Origin of the sequence: Roseobacter sinensis (assembly GCF_025755255.1) — a bacterium.
Classification (GTDB): Bacteria; Pseudomonadota; Alphaproteobacteria; order Rhodobacterales; family Rhodobacteraceae; genus Roseobacter; species Roseobacter sinensis.
The window spans coordinates 85,956-109,592 of sequence record NZ_JALIEB010000011.1; the positions used below are offsets into that span (position 1 = coordinate 85,956).

Below are 23,637 nucleotides of genomic sequence, written 5' to 3' on the forward strand. Positions count from 1 at the left end.
GCGAAGCGCCGGGTCAGAGGATTTTCTGCATCAGCACAAGGTCGAGCCAACGGTCCGCCTTGCGGCCCACCTCCGGCATGCGTGCAACCTCGGCATAGCCCAGACGCGCATGAAATGCCTGTGCCGCGATATTGGTCTGGCTGATCCCGCCGACCATCACATGCTTTCCGTCCGCCCGGGCCGCCTCTTCCGCGGCCAGCATAAGCCGGCGTCCGACCCCGGCGCGTTGCGTGGTGGACGCAACGATCACCGTATGCTCGACCGTCGCCGCATAGCCTGGCCCCGCCCGAAACGGACCGAACGTCACGAAGCCGCCACATGCCCCGGCACTTTCGGCGACGAAAACAGCGCCGCGGCGCTCCGAGATCAGAGCTTCGATCTCCGCATCGGTCTTCTCGACCGTGGTGAAGGTCGACAGCGTCTCGCGGATCATCGCGTTCCACAGTGCGGCAATGGCTGGGGCGTCCACCGGTTCGGCAGGGCGGATCATGACGACAGCGTCCGGGGACCGTGCGGGGTCTCAAAATCGGCGACAAGCGCAGGGGCGCCGGCGTCGAAATACAGGCGATCATCCTGCAAGCGCGATCCGAAAAGGGCGCGCAGCGCATCGGCCTCGGGATGCTGCACGGTCAGGCGGCGCAACCGCACGCCTCTGGGCTCCAGCATCTGCGCGGGGTGGATCGGCGTGTCCCATTGAATGAGCGCGGGCGCGCAATTGTCGAAGGGCAGACCGCCGCTTTCCGGCACGGCCATGCGCCAGCGCAGCGCGGCGCGTCTCAGTGCAACAGGCTGCCCCATCCCGGCCGGAAGGTCGCCAAGCGCCATCGGCAGATCGGAGACCTGGCAAATCCAGTTCGTGAGCCGCGCCGACCCGCGGAAGCGATCGAGATCGAACCAGCGCGCCCGCTCCGGCGCGGGGGCTGCGGGGTTCACCGCGATGGCCTCGAGGTAGAGGCCATCCTCGAGGCCGAGCAGCGCGTTGTGGGTGTGAAAGACCGCATGTTCCCCGCCGGGTTGCATCGGCACGCCGAGCGCCTCCTCGACGCGGGCCTGGGCCTGCTCCAGCGTCTCACCTGCGACCGCCAGATGATCGAGCCGCATCTCGGCACCCGTCCCATCGGCTGGCGTGAAGTCCGGCATGGCCTCAGGCCCGGGCGTCGCTTATGAGTGTCAGGATGTCCTGGGCGGCCTTCGGGATGTTGGTGCCCGGCCCGAAGATGGCCTTGACGCCCGCATCGTGGAGAAACTGGTAGTCCTGCTGCGGGATCACCCCGCCGCAAATCACCAGAATATCCTCGGCCCCCGCCTCCTTCAGGGCCGAGACCAGCTGCGGCGCCAACGTCTTGTGACCCGCCGCCTGGCTGCTGATGCCAATCACGTGCACATCATTGTCGACCGCGTCCTGGGCCGCTTCGGCCGGGGTCTGAAAGAGCGGGCCCACATCGACGTCAAAGCCGATATCCGCAAAGGCGGTTGCGATGACCTTGGCGCCACGGTCATGCCCGTCTTGCCCCATCTTTACAACCAGCATCCGCGGGCGGCGCCCCTCGGTCTCGGCAAAGGCTTCGACGGATTTCTGGATCGCGGCAAAGCCTTCATCGCCTTCATATGCGGCGCCGTAGACACCGGCCAGCGTCTTCACTTCCGCCCGGTGGCGGCCAAAACTCTTTTCCATTGCCATGCTGATCTCTCCCACCGAAGCCCGTGCGCGCGCCGCCTCTACCGCTGCCTCCAACAAGTTGCCGCCTTCGGCCGCGCGGCGCGTCACCTCCTCCAGCGCCGCGGTGCAGGCGGCCTCATCCCGGCTGGCGCGCATGTTCTCCAGCCGCGCGATCTGGCTGCTGCGCACCGCCGCGTTGTCGATATCCAGAATGTCGATCGGGTCTTCGGCCGCGCGGCGGTACTTGTTGACCCCAACGATCACCTCGGTGCCCCGATCGATATTCGCCTGCCGCCGCGCTGCGGCCTCCTCGATCCGCAGCTTCGGCATGCCCGAGGCGACCGCCTTGGTCATGCCGCCCATTTCCTCCACCTCTTCGATCAGCGCCCAGGCCGCCGCGGCCAGATCGGAGGTCAACTTCTCGACATAATAGGACCCGGCGAGCGGATCGACCACATTGGTCACTCCGGTTTCTTCCTGCAAAATCAACTGAGTATTGCGCGCAATTCGACTGGAATTTTCGGTCGGCAGAGCAATCGCCTCGTCCAGCGCGTTGGTGTGCAACGACTGCGTGCCGCCGAGAACCGCAGACATCGCCTCATAGGCGGTGCGCACCACATTGTTGTAGGGATCCTGCTCCTGCAGGCTTACGCCCGAGGTCTGACAGTGGGTCCGCAACATCGAGGATTTGGGGTTTTTCGGCTCGAACTCCTCCATGATCCGCGCCCAGAGCAGCCGCGCCGCGCGCAGCTTGGCGATCTCCATGAAGAAATTCATGCCGATGGCAAAGAAGAACGACAGCCGCCCGGCGAATTTGTCCACATCCATGCCGCGTGCAATGGCGGCGCGGACGTATTCGCGCCCGTCCGCCAGGGTGAACGCGAGCTCCTGCACGAGGTTCGCCCCCGCCTCCTGCATGTGGTAACCCGAGATCGAAATCGAGTTGAATTTCGGCATGTAATCCGATGTATATTCTATGATATCCGCGATAATACGCATCGAGGGCTCAGGCGGATAAATATAGGTATTTCGCACCATGAATTCCTTGAGGATGTCGTTCTGGATGGTGCCCGAGAGCAGGGATTTGTCATGTCCCTGCTCCTCGCCCGCCACGATGAAATTCGCCAGAATCGGAATGACCGCGCCGTTCATGGTCATCGAGACCGAGACCTTGTCGAGCGGAATGCCGTCGAAGAGGATCTTCATGTCCTCGACGCTGTCGATGGCCACCCCCGCCTTGCCCACATCGCCTTCGACGCGCGGGTGGTCGCTGTCATAGCCACGATGAGTGGCCAGATCGAAGGCCACTGACACCCCCTGCTGGCCCGCCGCCAGCGCGCGGCGATAGAAGGTGTTGCTTTCCTCGGCCGTTGAAAACCCGGCATATTGGCGGATCGTCCAGGGGCGGCCGGCATACATCGTGGCCTTGACGCCGCGGGTATAGGGCGCCTCTCCGGGAAGCGTGTCTAGGTGATCGAGATCGGCAATGTCCTCGGCGGTATAGAGCGGCTGGACGGCAATCCCCTCCAGCGTCTGCCAGGTCAGATCGTCCAGCGGCCGTCCGCGCAGCTCGGCTTCAGCCAGGGCGCGCCATCTGTCTTTCTTTGTGCTCATTCCCATGTCCTTCTGTCGGAGCGCCGGCTGGCAGGCTTGATGCTGCTCTTGTCCGGGCTCGGTCCTCTGTCAGCGTGGCAAGGCCGTCTGCACCGGCAACAAGCCACATCATGTCGTCCGCATAAGCCTCTCTGAGCGCTGCGGTTTCTTCTGGTGTAAAGGGGTTCCACCGGCCCATCCCGAAGGGCAATGCCGATCCATCGGCGCCGCAGTCGGCGAGAACCCGGCGCAGCTCTGGCAGGCTGGGCGCCTGGTTCAACCACACGCGATCCGCGTCGCGCGGCGCCGCGACACCGACGCCATGTTCCAACAGGGCGTTCGGACGCCCCGCGAAGGCCTCGAACGGCATCACGCGGATCTCCGTCCCCGGCATGGCGGCGGCCAGATCGGTCACCACATCGCGCCAGCTGCGCGTCGCTTGCGCAATCTTGCGCAACCCGTCAGGGTCCGGGATCGGGTGGCCGTGCGCGGCGCCGTAGGCAATGGCCGAGCTCCAATAGTACTCGAGGCTTCGCGGCGACAGGATCACCGTTGAAAGCTGGCCGTCCAACGCACGCGCAAAACATGCCATGCGCGCGCCGATGTCCGGATAGAGGCTGCCGGTGCGAATGTTGTCCTTCAGGGATCCGATCATGTTTTCGTCACTGATCAGCAGCATCCGCAACCCGCGCGCCTGTGCCGCCGAAAGCTGCAGTTGGATCCGGGCTTCGGCGCGGCGGCTGAGGTCCCGCGCCTTGGCGGTCCGGGTCTTGGAAACCAGACCGGAAAACAGCCCACGGCGCGTCCGGCCGGGCCCCCAATAGCCCGTCTGGGCCGTGTTCAGCGTCTCTGCCTGCCGACGCAGGTAGTCCTGAAATGTCTTTGTTCCGGTGCGATGGGCACCCAGGTGAAGGATCACGTCCATGGCATGTCTGGCCCGATGAGAATCGGCCGCCCCGTCCGGCCGGTGTGATGGGGTTGTCGGTAACATTACACGCAATCTCTTGCTGCGGATTTAATGGTAAATAAGCGCGGATTACCCATCGCATATCTGGAGGAGAGGCCTATATTGGAGCACACAGGAGGCACGATGAGACCAATACTACCCATTGTTCTGGCTTGCTTTTTTGCCAACACCACTGCAGCGCAAACCGCCGAAGCGGAGCCGGAGACAGACCTCTTCGTCACGATGGATGAAGTCGATTTGAACCAATTTAAGTGGGAAAAACGTCCCGTGGTTGTGTTCTCCGACAGTGAAAACAACCCGGCCTTCATCGAACAGATGCAGCTTTTGCGCGAACGGCCGGCTGAATTGATCGAACGCGACGTGGTCGTCATCGTCGACACCGACCCCGACGCGCAGTCGGATCTGCGGCGGAAACTGCGCCCGCGCGAGTTCATGCTGGTGATCATCGGCAAGGATGGCGGGGTCAAACTGCGCAAGCCCTTCCCGTGGGACATCCGCGAGATCAGCCGCAGCATCGACAAGATGCCCATGCGGCAGCGCGAAATCCGCGAAGAGAAGGATCGCGCCCGCGGCGCCGTGCCCGGCTGAGCGCCATCGCGCCTGGTATAGGCGCAGCCTCTCATTCGAACTCAATGATCACGTCATCGACCGCGAGGCTGTCGCCGGCTGCGGCATTGATTTTCGAGACAACGCCCTTGCGCTCGGCCCGCAGGATGTTTTCCATCTTCATCGCCTCGATGGTGCAAAGCGCCTGACCGTCCTGCACTTCGTCACCCACGGCCACATCCATCTTCACCATGAGACCGGGCATCGGGCAGAGCAGCATCTTGGAAGTGTCGGGCGGCAGCTTCTCGGGCATCTTGCGGGCCAGTTCGGCCTGACGCGGCGTGCGCACATGCACCTTGATCTCCGCCCCGCGCGTGCGGATCCGGAAGCCGCCGCTGATCTTGCCGACCTTCAGCACCAGCGGCGCGTCCCCGACGGTCATCTCGGCCAGCTGGTCTCCGGGCGTCCAACCGCCGGTGACCCGCAGTTCGGTACCACCGTCAAAGCGGACGGTCGAGCCGTCCTGATCCGCATCGATCACAACATCATAGGACTGCCCCTGCAGGCGCACGTTCCAATCGGCACCCACTTTGCGCTCGTGGTTGTCCATGCGGCCCGAAACACGCGCGCGGCGGATCTCGGCAACGCGGTGCATGGCGGAACAGGCCGCCGCGATACGCATAAGCTCTGCCTCGGGCAACTCCACCCCGTTGAAGCCATCGGGGTATTCCTCGGCGATAAAGGCGGTTGTCATGTCGCCTGAGACAAATTTCGGGTGGTCCATCACCGCCGAGAGGAAGGGCAGATTGTGCCCGATGCCTTCCACTTCGAAACTGTCAAGCGCGACGCGCATCGCCTCAATGGCCTCAGCACGGGTCGGTGCCCACGTGCAGAGCTTGGCGATCATCGGATCGTAGTACATGCTGATCTCGCCGCCCTCATAAACGCCGGTGTCGTTGCGCACCGCAGCGGGACCAGAGGGCGCGTCACCCTGCCACTTGTCGTTGTCCAAGAGCGGTCCTGCCGCCACTTCCATAGGTGGGCGGTAGCGTGTGAGGCGACCAATCGACGGCAGGAAGCCGCGATAGGGATCCTCGGCATAAAGCCGGTTCTCGATCGCCCAGCCTGTGAGGGTCACATCGTCCTGCGTGATCGTCAGCTTTTCACCATTCGCCACACGGATCATCTGCTCCACCAGATCGACGCCGGTGATCAGCTCGGTCACCGGGTGTTCCACTTGAAGACGGGTGTTCATCTCGAGGAAATAAAAGTTCTTTTCGCCGTCGACGATGAATTCCACCGTGCCTGCGCTGGCATATCCCACGGCCTGCGCCAGAGCGACGGCCTGCTCCCCCATGGCCTTCCTCGTGGCTTCATCCAGAAACGGGCTGGGCGCCTCTTCGACCACCTTCTGGTTTCGGCGCTGGATCGAACATTCCCGCTCGCCCAGATAGATGCCGTTGCCATGCGCATCGCAGAGCACCTGAATTTCGATATGCCGCGGCTGTGTGACGAATTTCTCGATGAAAATCCGATCATCCCCAAAGGAATTCGCCGCCTCGTTCTTGGACGACTGGAACCCCTCGCGCGCCTCCGCGTCAGTCCAGGCAATGCGCATGCCCTTCCCGCCACCGCCCGCAGAGGCCTTGATCATCACCGGATAGCCGATCTCGCCCGAGATCTTCACCGCCTCCTCGGCATCCTCGATCAGGCCCATGTAGCCGGGCACCGTGGACACCCCGGCCTCCTGCGCGATCTTCTTGGAGGTGATCTTGTCTCCCATCGCCTCGATGGCGCCTTTTGGCGGGCCGATGAAAGCCACACCGGCCTGCTCAAGTGCTTCGGCGAACTTCGCATTCTCCGACAAAAAGCCATAGCCCGGATGCACCGCCTGCGCGCCGGACGATGTGATCGCCTCCATCACCTTGTCGATCACGATGTAGGACTGGTTGGCCGGCGGCGGGCCGATATGCACTGCCTCATCCGCCATCTGCACGTGCAGCGCCTGCTTGTCCGCATCGGAGTAGATCGCGACCGTCTGGATGCCCATCTTGCGGGCTGTCTTGATAACGCGGCAGGCAATCTCGCCGCGGTTGGCGATCAGGATCTTATTGAACATGGGGGGTCCTTTTGGCAGTGCGAATTGACGTCAGGTGTGGCCACGCAAAACGCCGCGCGTGGTTACCACGCGCGGCGTTTGCATTCGAAAGAGCCGTGTCTGATGCGAGATCAGTTACACTGGCTGGGGTAGAGCTGGCAGTAGGCCACATTGGCGCCCGCACCAACGGCAGCGCCCTTAAGGGCGCTGTTACCTGTGATGACGGCTGTGCCGGCTCCGATGGCCGCGCCACCTGCGGCCTGTTCACCCAGGGTGTCGCCACATGCCGCAAGTCCTGCACAGGCCGCGAGCGTGAGAATGATCTTTTTAACTGGCATGGTCCAAATCCTCTTGTTGACACTTTTAACACCCTGCAAACGTCGGGTGCGCCTGTTTTATTCCATGTCACTGAGGCCTTCGAGAAAAAGGCGGGCAGCAACGACGAATGAGCGCCGTGCTGCCCGCCAGGGGAAGGGGTACGAATAGTGTACACAGACACGGTGCGGGGATATTCGCGCGTGGCTGCATTAACGACAATACTCGCATTGGTTGAATTTTCTACCACTTTCGAACGGCTTTTGTAGAAATGGGCTGGAGATCGCCACTTTGCTGCCAAGACTGGCAAGATCACGCCGATCCCTCCTCGAATACGTCCGGAAACGACCGGCTCGCCGCCGCAACGTCGATGACAAGCAGGGCGTCATAATCCGCCGGGTCGAACGGATCGGTGGCCGGAATCACTTCCCGGCCGAACAGCCAGGACAGCCGCCCGGCATCGAGATTGCCGCGCACAAAGGGCTCGGGCCCGAAATGCGCCCAGAGCGCTTCGAAGAAAGCCGCATCGGCACGCCTGTCGGCCGGCTTGCGATCCTTGTAGCGCTCGCGCCGGACGAGCGGGGTGACACCGCGCGGGTTGGCTCTGCGAAGGGTGAATTGATGGTCCGTGCCGGGCAGCCGGCCGGGAAAGCCGCGGTGCTTCAACATACGCACGCCCACGGCAAACGGCGTGCATCGGTGAGGGCGGACGGTGTCGCCCGCCCCCCGAAGTCCGTCTTAGAACTTGCCGGTCTGCACCGGTTCGGTCGAGATCGGCTCTGGGTCGACCACGACGAATTCTTCCTGCTCGCGTGCGCAAGCGGCCACGAGGGCGATGAAGCCCAGGGTCGCCAGCAGTTTGATGCTCTTGGACATCTGTATCTCCTGTCACAATAGTGTTCGGACAGGTGCAAAATCGCACCCTTGTCCGTTGTTGATCGGAACCAGCGCTGTGCGCTGCCCCGCATCAGCATAGGCAAAGCGCCTGGCAAAAGAAACGCACTGCGTGCCGATCCGCCGGTGCAGCGTGCCGAGACTGCGGGTTTTCGCCGAGCGCCGGCGTATGGGGTGGTTTTTCGCACCACGGTCAGAGCCCCTCCCAGACGCACTGACCCGAGCTCACGCGGAACACGTCGATGAACTGCGTTGCCTCGGCATCGGAAACACCGAAGGGCACTGGCCGGTCAAGCAGGGTCACGGCCACAATGTCGGCTTCCAGCGCGTATTCGGCCAAGTAGGGCAGCGCGACCTCCGTGCACAGATGCTCCAGATCCGGTTCCGCCTGCTCAAAGCCGATGCTGCCGGTGCTGCGCGCGATCTGGGGCGCGAGAAAGCGAAACCGGACCCAAAGCTCGTCACCCACGGTATCGGTCAGCACTTCATAAAACTCGACCGGCTGCCCCGACGGCACATCGAGCACCAGCTGCGGATGCGTGTCCGCAACAATGACAACAGGCCGAACGCTCACGATAAAGCCCCGCGCTGGATATGCGCATCCGCAGCCCGCATCAGCCCGCTGCCTCAGGCCGCCGCGCCAGGCAGTCGATCTCGACCAACGCGCCGAGCGCGAGCGCCGTGACACCGATGGTCGTCCGCGCGGGCAGGCGATCGGGCGGAAAGAAGCGCTTGTAGGTTGTGTTGAAAGCGGCGTAGTCCCGCTCGAACTCCGTCAGGTAGCAACGGCACTGAACCACGTCCTCAAGGCTCAGACCGACGCCGCGCAACACCGTTGCGAGATTCTCCATCACCTGCTGGGTCTGCGCCGCGATCCCACCCTCCAGCGGGGCGTCAGGCGCGCCCGGAACCGTCGGCATCTGGCCGGTCAGCTGCACCCATCCGCCCGCCTCGACCGCATGGGAAAACGGGGCGACATGGGCAGGCGCATCGGCAATATTGTGGAAGACGGGCATTGCAACGTCTCTCTAGAGCGGAATGTTGTCGTGCTTCTTCCAGGGCATCTGCGCCTGCTTGTTGCGCAGGGATGCGAAGGCCCGTGCGATCCGCTTGCGGGTGGTGCGCGGCATGATCACCTCGTCCACGAAACCACGCTCGGCCGCCACGAAGGGGTTTGCAAAGCGGTCCTCGTAGTCTGCCGTGTGCTTGGCGATCTTCTCCGCATCGCCGAGATCGCCGCGGTGGATGATCTCCGTCGCCCCTTTCGCGCCCATCACCGCAATCTCGGCCTTGGGCCAGGCGTAGTTGAAATCGGCCCGCAGGTGCTTGGACGACATCACCACATAGGCCCCGCCATAGGCCTTCCGCGTGATCACAGTAACCATCGGAACCGTGGCCTCGCCATAGGCATAGAGCAGCTTCGCCCCATGCTTGATCACGCCGCCATACTCCTGGCTTGTGCCCGGCAGAAAGCCCGGCACATCGACGAGGGTCAGAAGCGGAATCTCGAAGGCATCGCAGAAGCGCACAAAACGCGCGGCCTTGCGGGCGCTGTCGATGTCGAGACAGCCGGCCAAGACCATCGGCTGGTTCGCCACGACACCCACCGTGCGCCCTTCGAGCCGGATGAAGCCCGTGATGATGTTGCGCGCAAACTCCGCCTGGATCTCGTAGAAGTCCCCCTCATCGGCAAGCTTCAGGATCAGCTCTTTCATGTCGTAGGGCGTGTTCGGATTCTCCGGCACCAGCGTATCGAGAGAGGGCTCGATCCGGTCGGGATCGTCGAAGAACGGGCGCACCGGCGGGCGCTCGCGATTGTTCGAGGGCAGGAAGTCCACCAGCCGCCGCACCTCGGCCAGGGCCTCGACATCGTTTTCAAAGGCGGCATCGGCCACAGAGGACTTCCTGGTGTGGGTCCCCGCGCCGCCAAGCTCCTCCGCCGTGACATGTTCATTGGTCACGGTCTTCACGACGTCCGGCCCAGTGACGAACATATACGAGCTGTCCTTCACCATGAAGATGAAGTCGGTCATCGCGGGCGAGTAGACCGCTCCGCCCGCGCAGGGCCCCATGATCACGCTGATCTGCGGCACCACGCCCGAGGCCATGATGTTGCGCTGGAAGACCTCGCCATAGCCCGCGAGCGAATCCACACCTTCCTGGATGCGCGCCCCGCCGGAATCGTTGATCCCAATGACCGGCGCCCCGTTCTGGACGGCCATATCCATGATCTTGCAGATCTTCTTGGCATGGGTTTCGGAGACAGATCCGCCGAGAACGGTAAAGTCCTGACTGAAGACATAGACAAGCCGACCGTTGATCGTGCCCCAGCCGGTCACGACGCCGTCTCCCGCCGGTTTCTCCTGCTCCATTCCAAAGTCGGCGCAGCGGTGGGTGACGAACATGTCGAACTCTTCGAAGCTGCCTTCGTCGAGCAAGAGGTCCACACGTTCGCGCGCCGTCAGCTTGCCGCGGCCGTGCTGCGCGTCGATCCGGCGCTGCCCACCGCCGAGCCGCGCGGTCTCGCGACGCTCTTCCAGTTGAAGAAGGATATCTTTCATGGCGCCCCCGTTGATTTGCTTGGCGCACCATACCGAAGAGAATAGCGGGATCGAAGGGGTTTTTGGCTAATTTGCAAAGTCTATTCAGCCTCCGCTTTGCAAATTGCAAATCAGCAAATATTCCCAAAATGCATGGCCGTTATGCGTGGACAACAATCCGAGCAGATCCTAGGTTTCGAGGATGGAAAACGCCCCCGTTGTCCGCTTCCTGGATCGGTCGACACCGCCGCACATCGTGACACTCATCCTCCTCGCTGGCATGTCCGCGACGGCAATGAACATGTTCTTGCCCAGTCTGCCAAACATGACCGCGTATTTCCAGACGGATTATGGCCTGATGCAGCTGTCCGTCGGGCTTTATCTTGGCATCAGCGCGGTGCTGCAAATCCTGATCGGACCGATCTCCGACAAGGTCGGGCGCCGGCCTGTGATCTTGTGGGGACTGGGCATATTCCTGCTCGCGACCCTAGGCTGCATCTTCGCCCCTACGGCCGAACTCTTCCTCGTGTTCCGCATGTGTCAGGCTATCGTCGCAGTGGCGATGGTGCTGAGCCGCGCCGCCGTCCGCGACATGTTCGAGCAGGACCGCGCCGCATCGATGATCGGGTACGTCACGATGGGCATGGCGATCGTACCGATGATCAGCCCGATGCTGGGCGGCTTTCTCGACGAGATGTTCGGCTGGCGCGCCAACTTCTGGGCGTTGTTCGTGATGGGTGCGATGACCCTGTGGCTCGCCTGGACGGATCAGGGTGAAACCGCGACCAAGAGTGGCAAATCACTCACCCGGCAATTTGCCGAATACCCCGAGTTGCTGACATCGCCGCGTTTCTGGGGCTACTCCCTCGCCGCGGGCTTCTGCTCAGGCGCGTTTTTCGCCTACCTGGGAGGCGGCCCTTTCGTGGGCTCGGTGGTGTTCGGGCTGTCGCCCTTCTGGGTCGGCATCTATTTCGGCGCCCCCGCGCTGGGGTACTTTTTTGGCAACATGTTCACCGGCATGCTGGCCCAGCGGGTCGGCATCAACCGGCTGGTCCTGATCGGCAGCCTCATCAACGCGTTCGGCGTTCTGCTCTCGCTGGTGATCTTCCTTCTGGGATATGGCAGCGCGATGAGCTTTTTTGGCCTCATGACCTTCGTGGGCCTCGGAAACGGGCTCGTGATCCCGAACGCGACCGCCGGTATGCTGTCCGTCCGCCCGCAGCTGGCAGGCTCGGCATCGGGGCTGGGTGGCGCGATCATGATCGGCGGTGGCGCCGCACTCAGCATGCTGGCCGGCGCGACACTCAGCGAAGCGACAGGTGCCTTCCCGCTGCTTTTCATCATGTTTGCGACCTCGTCAGCGGCTGTGATTTCGATCCTGCTTGTCTATCGTCGCGAACGGCGGATCGCTTTGCAAAATCCGTTGGGCTGATGCCGCGTTAGCGCCACGTTAACCACGATCGGCGCATCTTGTTCCGGGGGCTTTGCAAAGATAGACTTTGCAAACCTGCAAATTTGCAAATGAAATCAATGAGGCGCCTTGGATGGCCACACAGAAACTCTATGCTGGCGCCAAGCTTCGGGAGCTTCGCACGCGGCTCGGTCACACCCAGAAAGACTTTGCGGCAAAACTCGGTGTTTCGCTGCCCTATCTGAACCAGATGGAGAACAACAATCGTCCGGTCTCCACCACCGTGGTTCTTGCACTGGCGCAGGAATTCGGGCTGGACGTGACCGAACTCAGCACCGGCGATGGTGAGCGGCTCGTCAGCGATATGCGCGAGGCCCTTGCCGATCCGCTGTTTGCCGAGGCCCTGCCCCCGCTTGCCGATCTGCGGCTCGCAGCCTCCAACGCGCCCGCTTTCGCCCACGCCTTCCTCGAGTTGCACCGCAGCTACCGGCAGATGCAGGAACGTCTCGCCTCGCTGGACGAAGCACTTGGACGCGAGGATGCGCGTACCATCCCGAGCCCATGGGAGGAGGTACGCGACTTCTTCCACTACTGCGACAATTACATAGATGCTGTCGATCGCGCAGCCGAACACTTTGCAACCAAGCAGGGCGGACACCGCAATATTCGCGTGGCTGCCGTCTCCGCGCTCGGGAACGCGGATGTCCAGGTGACCTTTGCCGACATCGACCGCCTGCGCAGCTACGACACCGAGACGCGGACCCTGACGCTTTCGCGCCGGGCGCCGCCGGAGAGTCAGACGTTCCAGCTGCTGCTTCAGGTCGCGCTGGTCAAACAAGATGCCTTGCTCGAGGCGACACTGGATCTGGCGCGCTTTCACACTGCCGAAGCGCGCGCGATCGCGAAAATCGGGTTGGCCAACTACTTCGCGGGCGCAGCCCTCATGCCATACGAGGCCTTTCAGGCCGAAGCCCGCGCCTGCCGGCACGACGTCGAAGCGCTCGCCGGACATTTCGGCGCCTCCATCGAACAGGTGGCGCATCGCCTGTCGACCCTTCAGCGCCCGGGCGCCAAGGGCATCCCCTTCTTCTTCGTGCGCGTCGATCAGGCCGGCACCATCACCAAACGCCATTCGGCGACCCGGCTGCAATTCGCGCGCTTCGGCGGGGCCTGCCCGCTCTGGAACGTGCATCGCGCCTTCGAGTTGCCCGGCCGGTTCCTGCGCCAATTGGCCGAGACCCCCGATGGCGTGCGCTACATCAACCTCGCACGCGATGTCTCAAAGCCCGCAGGCCGCTTCGGAGCCCCGGTTCGCCGCTATGCCATCGCCCTGGGATGCGAAGTGCGGCACGCGAAGGAGTTGGTCTATGCAGATGGCCTCGATCTCAGCCGCGACGGCGCTTTCGAGCCGATTGGCATCTCATGCCGCATCTGCGAGCGTGCGCAGTGCCATCAGCGCGCGGTCCCGCCGCTGGAGCGCACGCTGAAGGTCGACCCCAACCAGCGCGACGTCCTGCCCTATCAGATCGGCTAGAGCGTTTGGCCTTTGACCTGGGCCAGGATACATCGCCTATTGCGTTGATTGCCTTGAAATCGGGCAGCGATGGTGATGCAAGCCGAAGGCCAATTGCTTTAGCGCCGCGCGGCGCGCCAGCCCGCCGCCTGCGCCTCTGCCGCAGAGCAGAACCAGCGCTCACCGTTGTCCTGCCGGATACGCGTGCGGTCATAGTCGCGCTGACCGGGCTGATGATAGATCTTCACCCCGCTGCGCGAGATGTTGCCCTTGATCGCGCACCCCGGAACCACGGGCGCAGACCCTGCCGCCCGGGCCCGGCGAAATTCGGACGGGTCCTGCACCCGGCTCGCGTGCAGCCCGACGTTGCGCACGGCAGCGCCCTTTTCGGCCAGAACGTAGTCTTGCGCATATCTGCGGTAGGCAAAGGCCAGGCCATCTCCTACAAGCGCCGCGCCCACATCCTCATCGTCGACCTCGCAGCGCGCAACGACCCTGTCGTAGCGGTCGCGCGTGACCGGCGCGCAGTGAGCGACGCGGCCGGCATAGCGCGTGGTAACCTGATCGGTAACCCAGGCCCCGCAGGCCCAGGTCTGTCCCTGGTCGGTTGTGCAGGTCTGATCCGCTTCAGGCGCATCGATACCGAAGAGCCGCACGGGTGTGCCGCCAACATCGAAAGTATCGCCATCCACAACACGAACCGGGCCGGACAATGCGGTCGTCGCCAAGGCGGCACCGGGGGCTGGCATAAACACCGCCAGCAAACACATCATTAACACACGCATGTGCGCGGTATGGTCCCGACCACCGCACCACGCAACCGATTTCGTTAACCAAGGTTAGCGAGGTGTTAACGTTGCGCGGTCTGCCAGGTGGGGTGAACCCAGGGCATGTCGTTCGATCGCGCAAGCATGGTGCGGCCCAGCAGATGGTCCGAGACCTTTTCGCCTACCATGATGGAGGGGGCGTTCAGATTGCCGTTCGTGATCCGCGGGAAGATGCTGCTGTCGGCGACCCGGAGCCGCTCGACACCGATCACCCGCGCTTCGGGATCGACGACCGCGTCCGGGTCGTCGGCACGCCCCATGCGACAGGTTCCGCAAGGATGATAAGCGCTTTCCGCATGCTCGGCGATGAAGTCGTCCAGTTCGGCATCCGACTGCACCGCATCCCCGGGCTGGATCTCGTGCTTCACGAAAGGCTTGAACGCGTCCTGCGCGAATATCTCGCGGGTCAGGCGGATGCAGCGGCGAAAATCGATCCAATCCTGCTCCGTCGACATGTAGTTGAAGGCGATGCGCGGGGCCGCAGCAGGATCGGCGGAGGCCAGGGTGACCGACCCGCGCGAGGGCGAGCGCATCGGCCCGACATGGGCCTGGAAGCCGTGCCCCCCAGCCGCGACGGTCCCGTCATACCGCACAGCGATCGGCAGGAAGTGGAACTGGATGTCGGGATAGGGCACACCGGCCTCCGAGCGAATGAACCCGGTGCTTTCGAACTGATTGGACGCGCCAAAGCCCCGCTTGAAGAACAGCCATTGCGCGCCGATCATGGCCTTGGAGACCAGGTTCCAGTGCTTGTAGAGAGTGATCGGCTGGCTTGCCGCCATCTGGAGGTAGAGTTCGAGATGGTCCTGCAGGTTTTGGCCAACGCCCGGACGGTCCGCCACCACATCGATCCCATGCGCAGCCAGATGCGCCGCCGGGCCGATCCCCGAAAGCATCAGCAGTTTCGGCGAGTTGATCGACGAGGCCGCCAGCACCACCTCGCGGTTCGCCCTGACCGTCTTGATCGACCCACCATGACGGATTTCCACGCCCGTGGCACGGCCCTCTTCGATCAGGATGCGCTGCGCGAGCCCCGTAACGAGCGTGCAGTGTCCGCTCTTCAGTGCAGGCCGGAGATAGGCATTGGCGGCCGACCAGCGCCGCCCGTGCCAGACGGTCTGTTCCATCGGGCCGAAGCCCTCCTGCTTCTGGCCGTTGTAGTCGTCAGTCGTCTGGTAGCCGGCCTGGCGCCCGGCCTCGACAAAAGCGTGATAGAGCGGGTTCTGTCGCGGTCCGCGGCTGACATGCAACGGCCCGTCGGTGCCACGCCAGGCGGGGTCGCCGCCATGCCCGCACGCGTGCCAGTTCTCCATCCGCTTGTAATAGGGCAGCACATCCGCAAAGGACCAACCATCGGCGCCCTGTTCGGCCCAATGATCAAAGTCCATGGCGTGACCGCGGACATAGACCATACCGTTGATGCTCGACGATCCGCCGATCACCTTGCCCCGCGGACAGGCCAGGCGCCGGTTGTTCAAATGCGGCTCGGGCTCCGAGCGATAGCCCCAGTCATAGCGCTTCATGTTCATCGGATAGGACAGCGCTGCGGGCATCTGGATGAACGGCCCCGCGTCCGTGCCGCCGTGCTCGATCACGATGACCGACGCGCCGGCCTCGCTCAACCGGTAGGCCATGGCACAGCCTGCACTGCCCGCCCCCACAATGACGAAATCCGCTTGCATCTTCACTCTCACTCACTGGATCAGCGCCGCGCGGCACGCGCCAAACACATGGCGTGCGCGTCAGCGCGCCTTCGGATTAAAACCTGCTTCTAGAATGGCGCTTCGAGGTCTCCCATGCGCACATAGACAGACTTGAGCTGGCTGTAGTGTGCGATCGCCGCTTTCGAATTCTCGCGCCCGACACCGGAGGATTTGGCGCCGCCAAAGGGCGCTTCCACGGGGGCGTCGTTATACGTGTTGATGTAGCAGGTGCCTGCCTCGAAGCCGGCCGCAATGCGGTGCGCGCGGGTCAGATCGCGGGTGAAGACGCCCGCGGCCAGGCCGAATTCGGTCGCATTCGCACGCGCCAGCACCTCGGTCTCATCGTCGAAGTCGAGCACCGCCATCACCGGCCCGAAAATCTCTTCGCGGGCAATCACCATGTCGTCGGTGACATCGGCAAAGACGGTCGGCTGGATATAGAAGCCGTCGCGGTCGAGCCGGCAGCCTCCGCAGACGAGCCGAGCGCCCTCGGCCTTGCCCTTTGCGATATAGTCGAGAACGATATTCATCTGGCGCTCGGACACCATGGGGCCGAAGCTCGTCTCGGGCCGCATCGGGTCGCCGATCACGGCGCTGTCCAGTCGCGCGGCCAGCCGATCCAGAAACGCCTGCTTGATTGCCCGATGCACGAAGACCCGTGTCCCGTTCGAGCAGACCTGCCCCGAGGAGTAAAAATTGCCCAGGATTGCGCCGCTGATCGCATTCTCCAGATCAGCATCCTCAAAGATGATGAGCGGAGACTTCCCGCCAAGCTCCATCGTGACGTGCTTGATGCCTTCGGCCGCCGCGGCATAGACCTTGCGACCGGTGGGCACCGAACCGGTCAGCGACACCTTGTCGATCCGCGGGTCGGTCACGAGCGCGGCACCCACATCGCCGAGCCCCTGCACCACGTTGTATGCGCCAGCCGGCAGCCCCGCTTCATGCAGGATTTCGGCCACCTTCAGCGCGCAGAGCGGCGTGGTCTCGGAGGGTTTGAAGATCATCGCGTTCCCGCAGGCGAGGGCCGGCGCGCCTTTCCAGCAGGCGATCTGGGTCGGATAGTTCCAGGCGCCGATGCCCACGCAGAGACCCAGCGGCTCGCGCCGGGTATAGACCCAGTCCTCGCCCAACTGAATGTGCTCGCCGGTCAGCGTCGCGGCCATCCCGCCGAAGTACTCCAGCGCATCGGCGCCGCTGGTGGCGTCGGCCACGCTGGTTTCCTGATAAGGCTTGCCGGTGTCATAGGTCTCCAGCACCGACAGCTCGTGGTTCCTCTCGCGCATCATGTCTGCAGCGCGGCGCAGAACCCGGCCCCGCTCGGTGCCGGTCATAGCCGCCCAGACCGCCTGCGCCCGCCCGGCGCTTGTGATTGCCTGCTCGATCAGTGCGGGTGTGGCAGCGTGCACAGTTGCGATGGTCTCGCCGGTGGCGGGATAGATCACCTCGATGGGCGTACCGCTTGTGTCTTCGACGTAGGCGCCGTTGATGAAGTGGCTGGCGGTGGGTTGGGTGGGATAGGTCATCAGATGAACTTTCATGCCTCCGGCGGGAGTATTTTGAGACGGGTGAAGATCATTCGCCTCGGGGGAAGCGTTTGCTGTCTTCGAGAATGTTGAGGTCCATGTGGTTGCGCATGTATTGCTCGGAGGCATCGCGCAGCGGCTGGTAGTCCCAAGGATAGTAGCCGCCCTGGCGCAGCGCCTCGTAGACAACCCAGCGGCGTGCCTGGCTCTTGCGCACATCCGCATCGAAGGCCGCGAGGTCCCAGCGCGCCTTGGATTTCGCCTGAAGCTGGGTGAGAGTCCCCTGATGGGCCGGGTGATCGGCGAGGTTGGTCAGCTCATGCGGGTCGGCCTCCAGGTCAAAGAGCTGGTCCGGGTCGAGCGCGCAGCGGTTGTATTTCCACTTGCCGTACCGCAGCGAGACCATCGGCGCGTAGGAGGCCTCCGCGGCGTATTCGATGGCGACGGGTTCGGTCCGCTCCGCGCCCTGGCCCAGCGGCACAAGCGACTGGCCGGTCGTCCAGGGCATCACCTCGTCCATCGCCACGCCGGCGAGGTCGCAGAGCGTGGGGCAGACGTCGATGTTGGAGACGGGTGTGGTCTGCAGGCCTGGCGTCATCTGGGGTGCCGAGATCATCAGCGGCACGCGCGAGGAGCCTTCAAAGAAGGACATCTTGAACCACAGCCCCCGCTCACCCAGCATATCGCCATGATCAGAGACAAAGAGGATGATCGCCTCCTGCCGCGTTTCGGTCAGGGTTTGAAGGATCTCGCCGATCTTGTCGTCGAGGTAGCTGATGTTAGCGAAGTAAGCCCGGCGCGAGCGGCGGATGTTCTCTTCGGTGATGTCGAAGCTGCGCCAGTCGTTGGCGTCGAAGATGCGCTTGCTGTGCGGGTCCAGATCCTTGTAGGGGATGGCGGGCACCTCGGGCAGCAGGTGGCCGCAGTCCTCGTAGAGGTCCCAGTATCGCTTGCGCGCGACATAGGGGTCGTGCGGATGCGTGAAGCTGACCGTGAGGCACCAGGGCCGGTCGTCGACGCCGCGCGAGAGGTCATAGAGCTTGCGTGTGGCGTTGAAGGCGACCTCGTCGTCATACTCCATCTGGTTGGAAATCTCAGCCACGCCCGCGCCGGTCACGGACCCCATGTTGTGGTACCACCAGTCGATCCGCTCGCCCGGCTTGCGATAGTCGGGCGTCCAGCCGAAGTCGGCGGGGTAGATATCGGTGGTCAGGCGCTCTTCGAACCCGTGCAACTGGTCCGGGCCGACAAAATGCATCTTGCCCGACAGGCAGGTCTGATACCCCGCGCGGCGCAGATGGTGTGCGTAGGTCGGCACCGCGGACGGGAATTCGGCTGCATTGTCGTAAACCCCGGTGGCCGAGGGCAGTTGGCCCGACATGAAGGCCGCGCGGCCCGGCGCGCAGAGCGGCGAGGCGGTATAGGCGTTGCGAAACCGGGTCGAGCGCGCGGCAAGTGCCTTGAGGTTGGGCGCATGCAGCCACTCCGCCGGCCCGTCCGGGAAGAGTGTGCCGTTCAGCTGGTCGACCATGAGGATCAGGATGTTGGGGCGGCTCATGCATCGGGCTCCAGCAGCTTGTCGAGCATCTCGCGCGCCGTCTGTCGCGCGGCGTCCGGGCTTTGCGACCGCGACAGGGCCGCACGCAGATAGAGACCGTCGATCAATGCGCCCAGTGTTTCTGAATGGTCTTCGGGCCGCGCGCTCAGCGGGCGCAGCGCATGGCTGAGGTTGGATTTCAGGCGGCGCTGGTAGAGTGCAAGCAGCCGCAGCATCTCGGGATTTGTCTGCGCCTGGGCGTAGAGCGTCATCCAGGCGCTCACGGTCTTGGGCGAGAAGCAGGTCGGCGAGAAACTCGCCTCGATGATCGCGACGGCACGGGCCTTGGGCGTGTCGGCAGCTGCCAGGCCGCGGCGGACTTCTGCGCCGAAGTCGCGCAGGATCTGGCGCATCGCGGCGAGAAAGATCTGATCCTTCCCGCCGAAATAGTGGTGCGCCAGCGCCGTCGACATGCCTGCACGTTTGGCGATCTGACCGACGGTGACATCGAGCGAGCCCTTCGACGCCAGTTCGGCAATCGTTGCCTCGACCAGAGCGCTGCGGCGGATCGGCTCCATTCCAAGTTTCGGCATGCGACTTCCCCTGTTTGCGGCGTCGCATGTGATAGCGGGTTTTTTATTGATCAGTCAATCAAGAAAAAACTCCTAGCCTTTCGTGGCATGCACGGGCGGTGTCGTCTCGCCGCGTTTGAGCGCCGCTTCGCGCAGGGTGATGAAGACGACCGACCCCATGATGACAAGGCCGCCGAGCACCACCCAGATGTCGATGGCTTCGTCGAAGACGAGATACCCCAGCAGGACCGCCCAGATCAGCTGGGCGAAGGTTACGGGCTGCGTCACGGTCAGCGGGGCCGCCGCGAAAGCCAGCGTCATCGTGTAGTGGCCGGCGGTCGCGAAGCAGGCGACGAGGAAGAGCACACCAAGATCGGCGAGCGTGGGCGTGACCCAATTGGCCAGGGCGAAGGGGGCGAGCGTGATCGTGACGAAGATCGAGAGCATCGCGACGACGACGGCCGGCTTGACCTCATCGGCCATGACTTTCGCCGTCAGGTAGGAGCCTCCAAAGGCGATGGCCGTGGCCAGCATCGCAAGATGCCCCGTGCTGATCTCGCGGAACCCGGGGCGCAGGATCAGCATGGCCCCCGCAAGCGCCGCGAGGATCGCCGCGATCCGGCGAAAGGCAAGCCGTTCGCCGAGGAACAGCGCCGCGCCGATCGTGACATAGATCGGGGCCATGTAGTTCATCGCGGTGACATCCGCGATGGGGATGCGGGCCATGGCATAGAACCACAGGATGACCCCGATCCCATGCATGACGCCGCGCAGGCCGAACAGCCTCCACTGCCGTGGGGTCAGTTGCGCCGCACGCAAGGCACCGATGGCCGGCAGCAGGAAGACGAGGCCCATCAGGTAGCGGAGAAACGCGGATTCCGCGGGCGGGACACGGGTGCCCAGATGTTTGACCAGCGCCGTCACCGCAATGAAACAGAGGCCCGTCACCAGCATCCAGAAGATGCCGACCACGGGGCGGTGGGGGGTGCGGGTGACCATGGGCCATAGACACCGCGTTTTGCGGGGCTCCGCAAGGGGCTATAGCGTTTCGAGTTTAATCTGAGATAGGCAGGATCGCTTTTTGCGATCACCGAAGGGAGAGGCAGCGCGACGCCATTCAGAGTTTGCTCGAAATGCTTCAGGCCAACAATAATCCGGCCGCAATAGCCCACATCGTAAGCGCAATCAGCGCGTCGAGAATGCGCCAGCTGCGGGGCCGGGCAAAGAGCGGGGCGAGCAACCGCGCCCCATAGCCGAGCGCAAAGAAGAAGCTGAGACTGGCAAGCACGGCGCCCGCCCCGAACACCAGCCGATTGTCGTATTGTGCCGAGATCGATCCGATGAGAACCACCGTGTCGAGGTAGACATGCGGGTTCAGCCACGTCAGTGCCAGCAGCGTGAGAAGTGTCGGCAGCAGCGCCTTCTGAACACCGCCATCGGCCCGGAGCACCTGCCCGCCGACCCATGCAGAGCGGGCACTGCGCCATCCGTACCACAGTAGGAAGGCGGCCCCGCCGTAGCGCATCGCCGTCTCGAACCAGGGCAGTTTTTGCGCAAGCGCGCCGAAGCCGGCCACCCCTGCCGCAATCAGCAGTGCATCGGAGACCCCGCAGGTCAGGCACACCCAGAAGACATGCTCGCGCCGCAACCCCTGCCGCAGCACGAAGGCATTCTGCGCGCCGATCGCCACAATCAGCGAGAGGCTGAGCAGGTAGCCGGGCAGAAAGGTGTCGATCATCGCGGTGCTCCATGCAGTCTCTCGCCTTGACTACGGAGATGCCGCGGATTACTCAAATTAAAACTTATGCTCCTGATTAAGCATCTCTAATGTCATTCGACCCCGGTCACCTGAACGCCCTGGCAGCCATCGTGCGGCACGGCAGCTTCGATGCGGCGGCAGCGCATCTGGGCGTGACACCTTCGGCGATCTCGCAACGGATCAAGGCGCTGGAAGAGCGCTTCGGCACCGCACTTGTCTATCGCGGCCAGCCCTGCACCCCGACGGACGCGGGCACCCGCCTCGCGCGCCATGCGGATGATGTGGCGCTGATGGAGGCGCATATCCTGAAGGAACTGCGCCCCGATGCCGAGGCCGCGACGCCGCGGGTCAGGATCGCGGTCAATGCGGACAGCCTGGCGACGTGGTTCGTGGGCGGGTTGGCGGATGTCGGGGGCCTGCTCTTCGATCTGGTGATCGACGATCAGGACACCTCTGCCGACTGGCTGCTGCGTGGCGCGGTGAGCGCAGCGGTCACCGGGCAGGCCCAGGCGGTCTCGGGGTGCTTATGCCAACCGCTTGGTGCCCTGCGGTATGTGGCGACGGCCAGTCCGGCGTTCGTGGACCGCTGGTTCCCGGATGGCGTCAGTGCCGCGACGCTGGCGCGTGCCCCGGTGATGACCTTCAACGCGAAGGACAAGCTGCAACACCGCTGGATCACGCAAATCACCGGCGAGAAACTCACACCGCCCGCGCATCAACTGCCTTCGACCCACGCATTCGTTGACGCCGCGCGGGCCGGGCTCGGCTGGGGCATGAATCCGCTACCCCTCGTCGAGAGCCATCTGCGGCAGGGCTGGCTGCGCGCGCTCGTGCCGGAAAATCCTTTGGATGTCGCACTTTACTGGCAAACCAGTCGTCTGATGACCGCGGCGCTCGACCCGCTCAGCCGCGCGATCAAGCGGCAGGCCCGGCGGCATCTTGCTAAGCCTTCTCACGCAACCGTGACTTAGAAACGGAAAATCACGGAAATCTTATTCGGGATGATTGGCGTATTTCTTTTTGTTCCCCATATGATGGGGATGTAACAAGGATACGTTTCTGATGCTGGACAACTTACACAACCTCGATCTGACTGCCAAAGACATCGAACTCATCGAGTCTGCGCTGCATACGCAAAAGAAGATCCTGACTGTGCAGAGCCAGGCTGGAGGAAGCGGCGCGCATAAGCGCCTGACGGACCTCAAGCACTTGATGAAACGGATCAGACGGAGCACCGCGCGCCCGGAGACGGACACCGCGCAAAGCTGGGGGCAGTTCGCGCGCATGCTGTTCTGCACCCAATGCGATCAGGTCCGCTGACGCTGCGGTCGCTCGTCACAAAAAAGCCACCCGCTGAAGAGGTGGCTTTTTTCTTATGTCGGGCGGAAGATTGCGTCAAAGCTGCGCCATGACCTCGTCGGTGGCTTCGAAGTTGGTCGTCACGCGCTGAACATCGTCGTCATCTTCAAGCGCCTCGATCAGCTTCATGAGCTTTTGCATCCCATCGAGGTCCATTTCGGTCGTGGTCGTCGGCCTCCAGACCAGCTTGGTGCTTTCGGACTCGCCCAAGGAGGTTTCGAGCGCCGTTGCCACCTCGTTCAGATCCGTATCGGCGCACCAGATCACGTGCCCATCCTCGGAGCTTTCCACGTCCTCCGCCCCCGCTTCGATCGCCGCCATCAAGACCGTGTCCGCATCGCCCACCTCTGCAGGGTAAGTGACTTCCCCCTTGCGGTCGAACATAAACCCGACCGAGCCCGTCTCGCCCAGGTTGCCGCCGTTCTTGGTGAAGGTCGAGCGCACGGTCGAGGCGGTGCGGTTGCGGTTGTCTGTCATTGCCTCGACAATCACCGCAACCCCGTTTGGCCCATAGCCCTCGTAGCGGATTTCCTCGTAGTCGTCGCCATCGCCGCCGGTCGCCTTGTTGATGGCGCGGTCGATGTTGTCCTTCGGCATGGACTGCGACTTGGCCTCCTTGACAGCCAGGCGCAGGCGCGGGTTCTTGTCGGGATCGGGGTCGCCCATTTTAGCGGCCACCGTGATCTCCTTGCTGAGCTTGGAAAAGAGCTTGGCCCGCACGGCGTCCTGACGGCCCTTGCGGTGCTGGATATTGGCCCATTTTGAGTGTCCGGCCATCGGCACCCTCCATTCGTCTTTGCGTTTGGCGATTATGTAT

Annotated in this window: 24 protein-coding genes; 5 read left to right on the forward strand and 19 right to left on the reverse strand. The window is 63.4% G+C overall.

The window, feature by feature from the left end; translation table 11 throughout:
- Nucleotides 1–13 precede the first annotated feature (13 nt).
- Genes MUB52_RS16110 through MUB52_RS16125 form a run of 4 tightly spaced genes read right to left on the reverse strand, consistent with a single transcriptional unit; the run spans nt 14 to nt 4,178 of the window.
- Nucleotides 14–490: a GNAT family N-acetyltransferase gene (locus MUB52_RS16110; protein ID WP_263845268.1), complete on the reverse strand. Its 477-nt coding sequence runs from the start codon at nt 488–490 to the stop codon at nt 14–16.
- Nucleotides 487–1,140: a VOC family protein gene (locus MUB52_RS16115; protein WP_263845269.1), complete on the reverse strand. Its 654-nt coding sequence runs from the start codon at nt 1,138–1,140 to the stop codon at nt 487–489. The genes MUB52_RS16110 and MUB52_RS16115 overlap by 4 nt, the downstream gene beginning before the upstream one ends.
- A 4-nt stretch (nt 1,141–1,144) precedes the next feature.
- Nucleotides 1,145–3,274 (reverse strand): methylmalonyl-CoA mutase, encoded by a 2,130-nt coding sequence (scpA, locus tag MUB52_RS16120; protein WP_263845270.1) that lies wholly within the window; start codon nt 3,272–3,274, stop codon nt 1,145–1,147.
- The gene (locus tag MUB52_RS16125; protein ID WP_263845271.1) at nt 3,237–4,178 is read right to left on the reverse strand and encodes a hypothetical protein; all 942 of its coding nucleotides are present in this window, start codon (nt 4,176–4,178) and stop codon (nt 3,237–3,239) included. The genes scpA and MUB52_RS16125 overlap by 38 nt, the downstream gene beginning before the upstream one ends.
- Before the next feature lie 165 nt (nt 4,179–4,343).
- Here MUB52_RS16125 and MUB52_RS16130 point away from each other — a divergent pair, with 165 nt between their 5' ends.
- The gene (locus MUB52_RS16130; RefSeq protein WP_263845272.1) at nt 4,344–4,808 is read left to right on the forward strand and encodes a DUF4174 domain-containing protein; all 465 of its coding nucleotides are present in this window, start codon (nt 4,344–4,346) and stop codon (nt 4,806–4,808) included.
- Nucleotides 4,809–4,839: 31 nt separating this feature from the next.
- On the opposite strand, the gene MUB52_RS16135 is transcribed toward MUB52_RS16130, so the two are convergent.
- The 7 genes from MUB52_RS16135 to MUB52_RS16165 form a co-directional block, all read right to left on the reverse strand.
- Nucleotides 4,840–6,885, reverse strand: a complete 2,046-nt coding sequence (locus MUB52_RS16135) for an acetyl-CoA carboxylase biotin carboxylase subunit (RefSeq protein ID WP_263845273.1) — start codon at nt 6,883–6,885, stop codon at nt 4,840–4,842.
- A 110-nt stretch (nt 6,886–6,995) separates the two neighbouring features.
- Nucleotides 6,996–7,202 carry a hypothetical protein gene (locus MUB52_RS16140; protein WP_263845274.1) on the reverse strand — a complete coding sequence of 69 codons (207 nt, stop codon included), beginning with the start codon at nt 7,200–7,202 and terminating at the stop codon, nt 6,996–6,998.
- A gap of 289 nt (nt 7,203–7,491) precedes the next feature.
- On the reverse strand, nt 7,492–7,848 hold the full coding sequence (locus MUB52_RS16145; protein WP_263845275.1) for a hypothetical protein: 357 nt from the start codon (nt 7,846–7,848) through the stop codon (nt 7,492–7,494).
- A 69-nt stretch (nt 7,849–7,917) separates the two neighbouring features.
- On the reverse strand, nt 7,918–8,055 hold the full coding sequence (locus MUB52_RS16150) for a hypothetical protein (RefSeq protein ID WP_263845276.1): 138 nt from the start codon (nt 8,053–8,055) through the stop codon (nt 7,918–7,920).
- A 211-nt stretch (nt 8,056–8,266) separates the two neighbouring features.
- Nucleotides 8,267–8,647, reverse strand: coding sequence for a DUF6497 family protein (locus tag MUB52_RS16155; protein WP_263845277.1), 381 nt, complete (start codon nt 8,645–8,647; stop codon nt 8,267–8,269).
- Between the two features lie 40 nt (nt 8,648–8,687).
- On the reverse strand, nt 8,688–9,089 hold the full coding sequence (locus MUB52_RS16160; protein ID WP_263845278.1) for a RidA family protein: 402 nt from the start codon (nt 9,087–9,089) through the stop codon (nt 8,688–8,690).
- 12 nt (nt 9,090–9,101) lie between these two features.
- The gene (locus tag MUB52_RS16165) at nt 9,102–10,634 is read right to left on the reverse strand and encodes an acyl-CoA carboxylase subunit beta (protein ID WP_263845279.1); all 1,533 of its coding nucleotides are present in this window, start codon (nt 10,632–10,634) and stop codon (nt 9,102–9,104) included.
- 181 nt (nt 10,635–10,815) lie between these two features.
- On the opposite strand from MUB52_RS16165, the gene MUB52_RS16170 reads away from it, so the two are divergent.
- Entirely contained in the window at nt 10,816–12,045 is a 1,230-nt protein-coding gene (locus tag MUB52_RS16170) for a multidrug effflux MFS transporter (protein ID WP_263845280.1), read from the forward strand.
- A gap of 112 nt (nt 12,046–12,157) precedes the next feature.
- Nucleotides 12,158–13,558 (forward strand): helix-turn-helix domain-containing protein, encoded by a 1,401-nt coding sequence (locus MUB52_RS16175; protein ID WP_263845281.1) that lies wholly within the window; start codon nt 12,158–12,160, stop codon nt 13,556–13,558.
- 98 nt (nt 13,559–13,656) lie between these two features.
- On the opposite strand, the gene MUB52_RS16180 is transcribed toward MUB52_RS16175, so the two are convergent.
- The 7 genes from MUB52_RS16180 to MUB52_RS16210 all read right to left on the reverse strand — a co-directional run bounded on the left by MUB52_RS16180 (nt 13,657) and on the right by MUB52_RS16210 (nt 21,440).
- Nucleotides 13,657–14,286 (reverse strand): thermonuclease family protein, encoded by a 630-nt coding sequence (locus tag MUB52_RS16180; protein WP_263845282.1) that lies wholly within the window; start codon nt 14,284–14,286, stop codon nt 13,657–13,659.
- 101 nt (nt 14,287–14,387) lie between these two features.
- Nucleotides 14,388–16,046 carry a choline dehydrogenase gene (gene betA / locus MUB52_RS16185; protein WP_263845283.1) on the reverse strand — a complete coding sequence of 553 codons (1,659 nt, stop codon included), beginning with the start codon at nt 16,044–16,046 and terminating at the stop codon, nt 14,388–14,390.
- A gap of 89 nt (nt 16,047–16,135) precedes the next feature.
- Nucleotides 16,136–17,593, reverse strand: a complete 1,458-nt coding sequence (betB, locus tag MUB52_RS16190) for a betaine-aldehyde dehydrogenase (RefSeq protein WP_263845350.1) — start codon at nt 17,591–17,593, stop codon at nt 16,136–16,138.
- Between the two features lie 49 nt (nt 17,594–17,642).
- A complete protein-coding gene (gene betC, locus MUB52_RS16195) occupies nt 17,643–19,151 on the reverse strand; it encodes a choline-sulfatase (protein WP_263845284.1) in 1,509 nt (502 codons plus the stop codon).
- Nucleotides 19,148–19,723 (reverse strand): choline-binding transcriptional repressor BetI, encoded by a 576-nt coding sequence (gene betI / locus MUB52_RS16200; protein WP_263845285.1) that lies wholly within the window; start codon nt 19,721–19,723, stop codon nt 19,148–19,150. Before betI ends, betC begins: the two co-directional genes overlap by 4 nt.
- A gap of 72 nt (nt 19,724–19,795) precedes the next feature.
- Nucleotides 19,796–20,701 (reverse strand): DMT family transporter, encoded by a 906-nt coding sequence (locus tag MUB52_RS16205; protein WP_263845286.1) that lies wholly within the window; start codon nt 20,699–20,701, stop codon nt 19,796–19,798.
- Nucleotides 20,702–20,840: 139 nt separating this feature from the next.
- Nucleotides 20,841–21,440: a LysE/ArgO family amino acid transporter gene (locus MUB52_RS16210; protein WP_263845287.1), complete on the reverse strand. Its 600-nt coding sequence runs from the start codon at nt 21,438–21,440 to the stop codon at nt 20,841–20,843.
- Between the two features lie 89 nt (nt 21,441–21,529).
- Between MUB52_RS16210 and MUB52_RS16215 the strand changes: the two genes are divergently transcribed.
- Nucleotides 21,530–22,432, forward strand: coding sequence for a LysR family transcriptional regulator ArgP (locus MUB52_RS16215; RefSeq protein WP_263845288.1), 903 nt, complete (start codon nt 21,530–21,532; stop codon nt 22,430–22,432).
- A 91-nt stretch (nt 22,433–22,523) separates the two neighbouring features.
- Nucleotides 22,524–22,781 carry a hypothetical protein gene (locus tag MUB52_RS16220; RefSeq protein ID WP_263845289.1) on the forward strand — a complete coding sequence of 86 codons (258 nt, stop codon included), beginning with the start codon at nt 22,524–22,526 and terminating at the stop codon, nt 22,779–22,781.
- 75 nt (nt 22,782–22,856) lie between these two features.
- Here MUB52_RS16220 and MUB52_RS16225 read toward each other — a convergent pair whose 3' ends face one another.
- Nucleotides 22,857–23,597, reverse strand: coding sequence for a YebC/PmpR family DNA-binding transcriptional regulator (locus tag MUB52_RS16225; protein WP_263845290.1), 741 nt, complete (start codon nt 23,595–23,597; stop codon nt 22,857–22,859).
- Nucleotides 23,598–23,637: the final 40 nt, after the last annotated feature.

Excerpts from the sequence above, each read along its gene's own strand:
- MUB52_RS16115 (WP_263845269.1), bottom strand. The coding sequence starts at position 1,140 with ATGCCGGACTTCACGCCAGCCGATGGGACGGGTGCCGAGATGCGGCTC.
- MUB52_RS16110 (WP_263845268.1), bottom strand. The coding sequence starts at position 490 with ATGATCCGCCCTGCCGAACCGGTGGACGCCCCAGCCATTGCCGCACTG.
- MUB52_RS16130 (WP_263845272.1), top strand. The coding sequence starts at position 4,344 with ATGAGACCAATACTACCCATTGTTCTGGCTTGCTTTTTTGCCAACACC.
- MUB52_RS16160 (WP_263845278.1), bottom strand. The coding sequence starts at position 9,089 with ATGCCCGTCTTCCACAATATTGCCGATGCGCCTGCCCATGTCGCCCCG.
- MUB52_RS16205 (WP_263845286.1), bottom strand. The coding sequence starts at position 20,701 with ATGGTCACCCGCACCCCCCACCGCCCCGTGGTCGGCATCTTCTGGATG.
- MUB52_RS16175 (WP_263845281.1), top strand. The coding sequence starts at position 12,158 with ATGGCCACACAGAAACTCTATGCTGGCGCCAAGCTTCGGGAGCTTCGC.
- betC (WP_263845284.1), bottom strand. The coding sequence starts at position 19,151 with ATGAGCCGCCCCAACATCCTGATCCTCATGGTCGACCAGCTGAACGGC.
- MUB52_RS16210 (WP_263845287.1), bottom strand. The coding sequence starts at position 21,440 with ATGATCGACACCTTTCTGCCCGGCTACCTGCTCAGCCTCTCGCTGATT.
- MUB52_RS16140 (WP_263845274.1), bottom strand. The coding sequence starts at position 7,202 with ATGCCAGTTAAAAAGATCATTCTCACGCTCGCGGCCTGTGCAGGACTT.
- betA (WP_263845283.1), bottom strand. The coding sequence starts at position 16,046 with ATGCAAGCGGATTTCGTCATTGTGGGGGCGGGCAGTGCAGGCTGTGCC.
- MUB52_RS16220 (WP_263845289.1), top strand. The coding sequence starts at position 22,524 with ATGCTGGACAACTTACACAACCTCGATCTGACTGCCAAAGACATCGAA.
- MUB52_RS16125 (WP_263845271.1), bottom strand. The coding sequence starts at position 4,178 with ATGGACGTGATCCTTCACCTGGGTGCCCATCGCACCGGAACAAAGACA.
- MUB52_RS16225 (WP_263845290.1), bottom strand. The coding sequence starts at position 23,597 with ATGGCCGGACACTCAAAATGGGCCAATATCCAGCACCGCAAGGGCCGT.
- betB (WP_263845350.1), bottom strand. The coding sequence starts at position 17,593 with ATGACCTATCCCACCCAACCCACCGCCAGCCACTTCATCAACGGCGCC.
- MUB52_RS16180 (WP_263845282.1), bottom strand. The coding sequence starts at position 14,286 with ATGCCAGCCCCCGGTGCCGCCTTGGCGACGACCGCATTGTCCGGCCCG.
- MUB52_RS16170 (WP_263845280.1), top strand. The coding sequence starts at position 10,816 with ATGGAAAACGCCCCCGTTGTCCGCTTCCTGGATCGGTCGACACCGCCG.
- betI (WP_263845285.1), bottom strand. The coding sequence starts at position 19,723 with ATGCCGAAACTTGGAATGGAGCCGATCCGCCGCAGCGCTCTGGTCGAG.
- MUB52_RS16145 (WP_263845275.1), bottom strand. The coding sequence starts at position 7,848 with ATGTTGAAGCACCGCGGCTTTCCCGGCCGGCTGCCCGGCACGGACCAT.
- MUB52_RS16150 (WP_263845276.1), bottom strand. The coding sequence starts at position 8,055 with ATGTCCAAGAGCATCAAACTGCTGGCGACCCTGGGCTTCATCGCCCTC.
- scpA (WP_263845270.1), bottom strand. The coding sequence starts at position 3,274 with ATGAGCACAAAGAAAGACAGATGGCGCGCCCTGGCTGAAGCCGAGCTG.
- MUB52_RS16135 (WP_263845273.1), bottom strand. The coding sequence starts at position 6,885 with ATGTTCAATAAGATCCTGATCGCCAACCGCGGCGAGATTGCCTGCCGC.
- MUB52_RS16215 (WP_263845288.1), top strand. The coding sequence starts at position 21,530 with ATGTCATTCGACCCCGGTCACCTGAACGCCCTGGCAGCCATCGTGCGG.
- MUB52_RS16165 (WP_263845279.1), bottom strand. The coding sequence starts at position 10,634 with ATGAAAGATATCCTTCTTCAACTGGAAGAGCGTCGCGAGACCGCGCGG.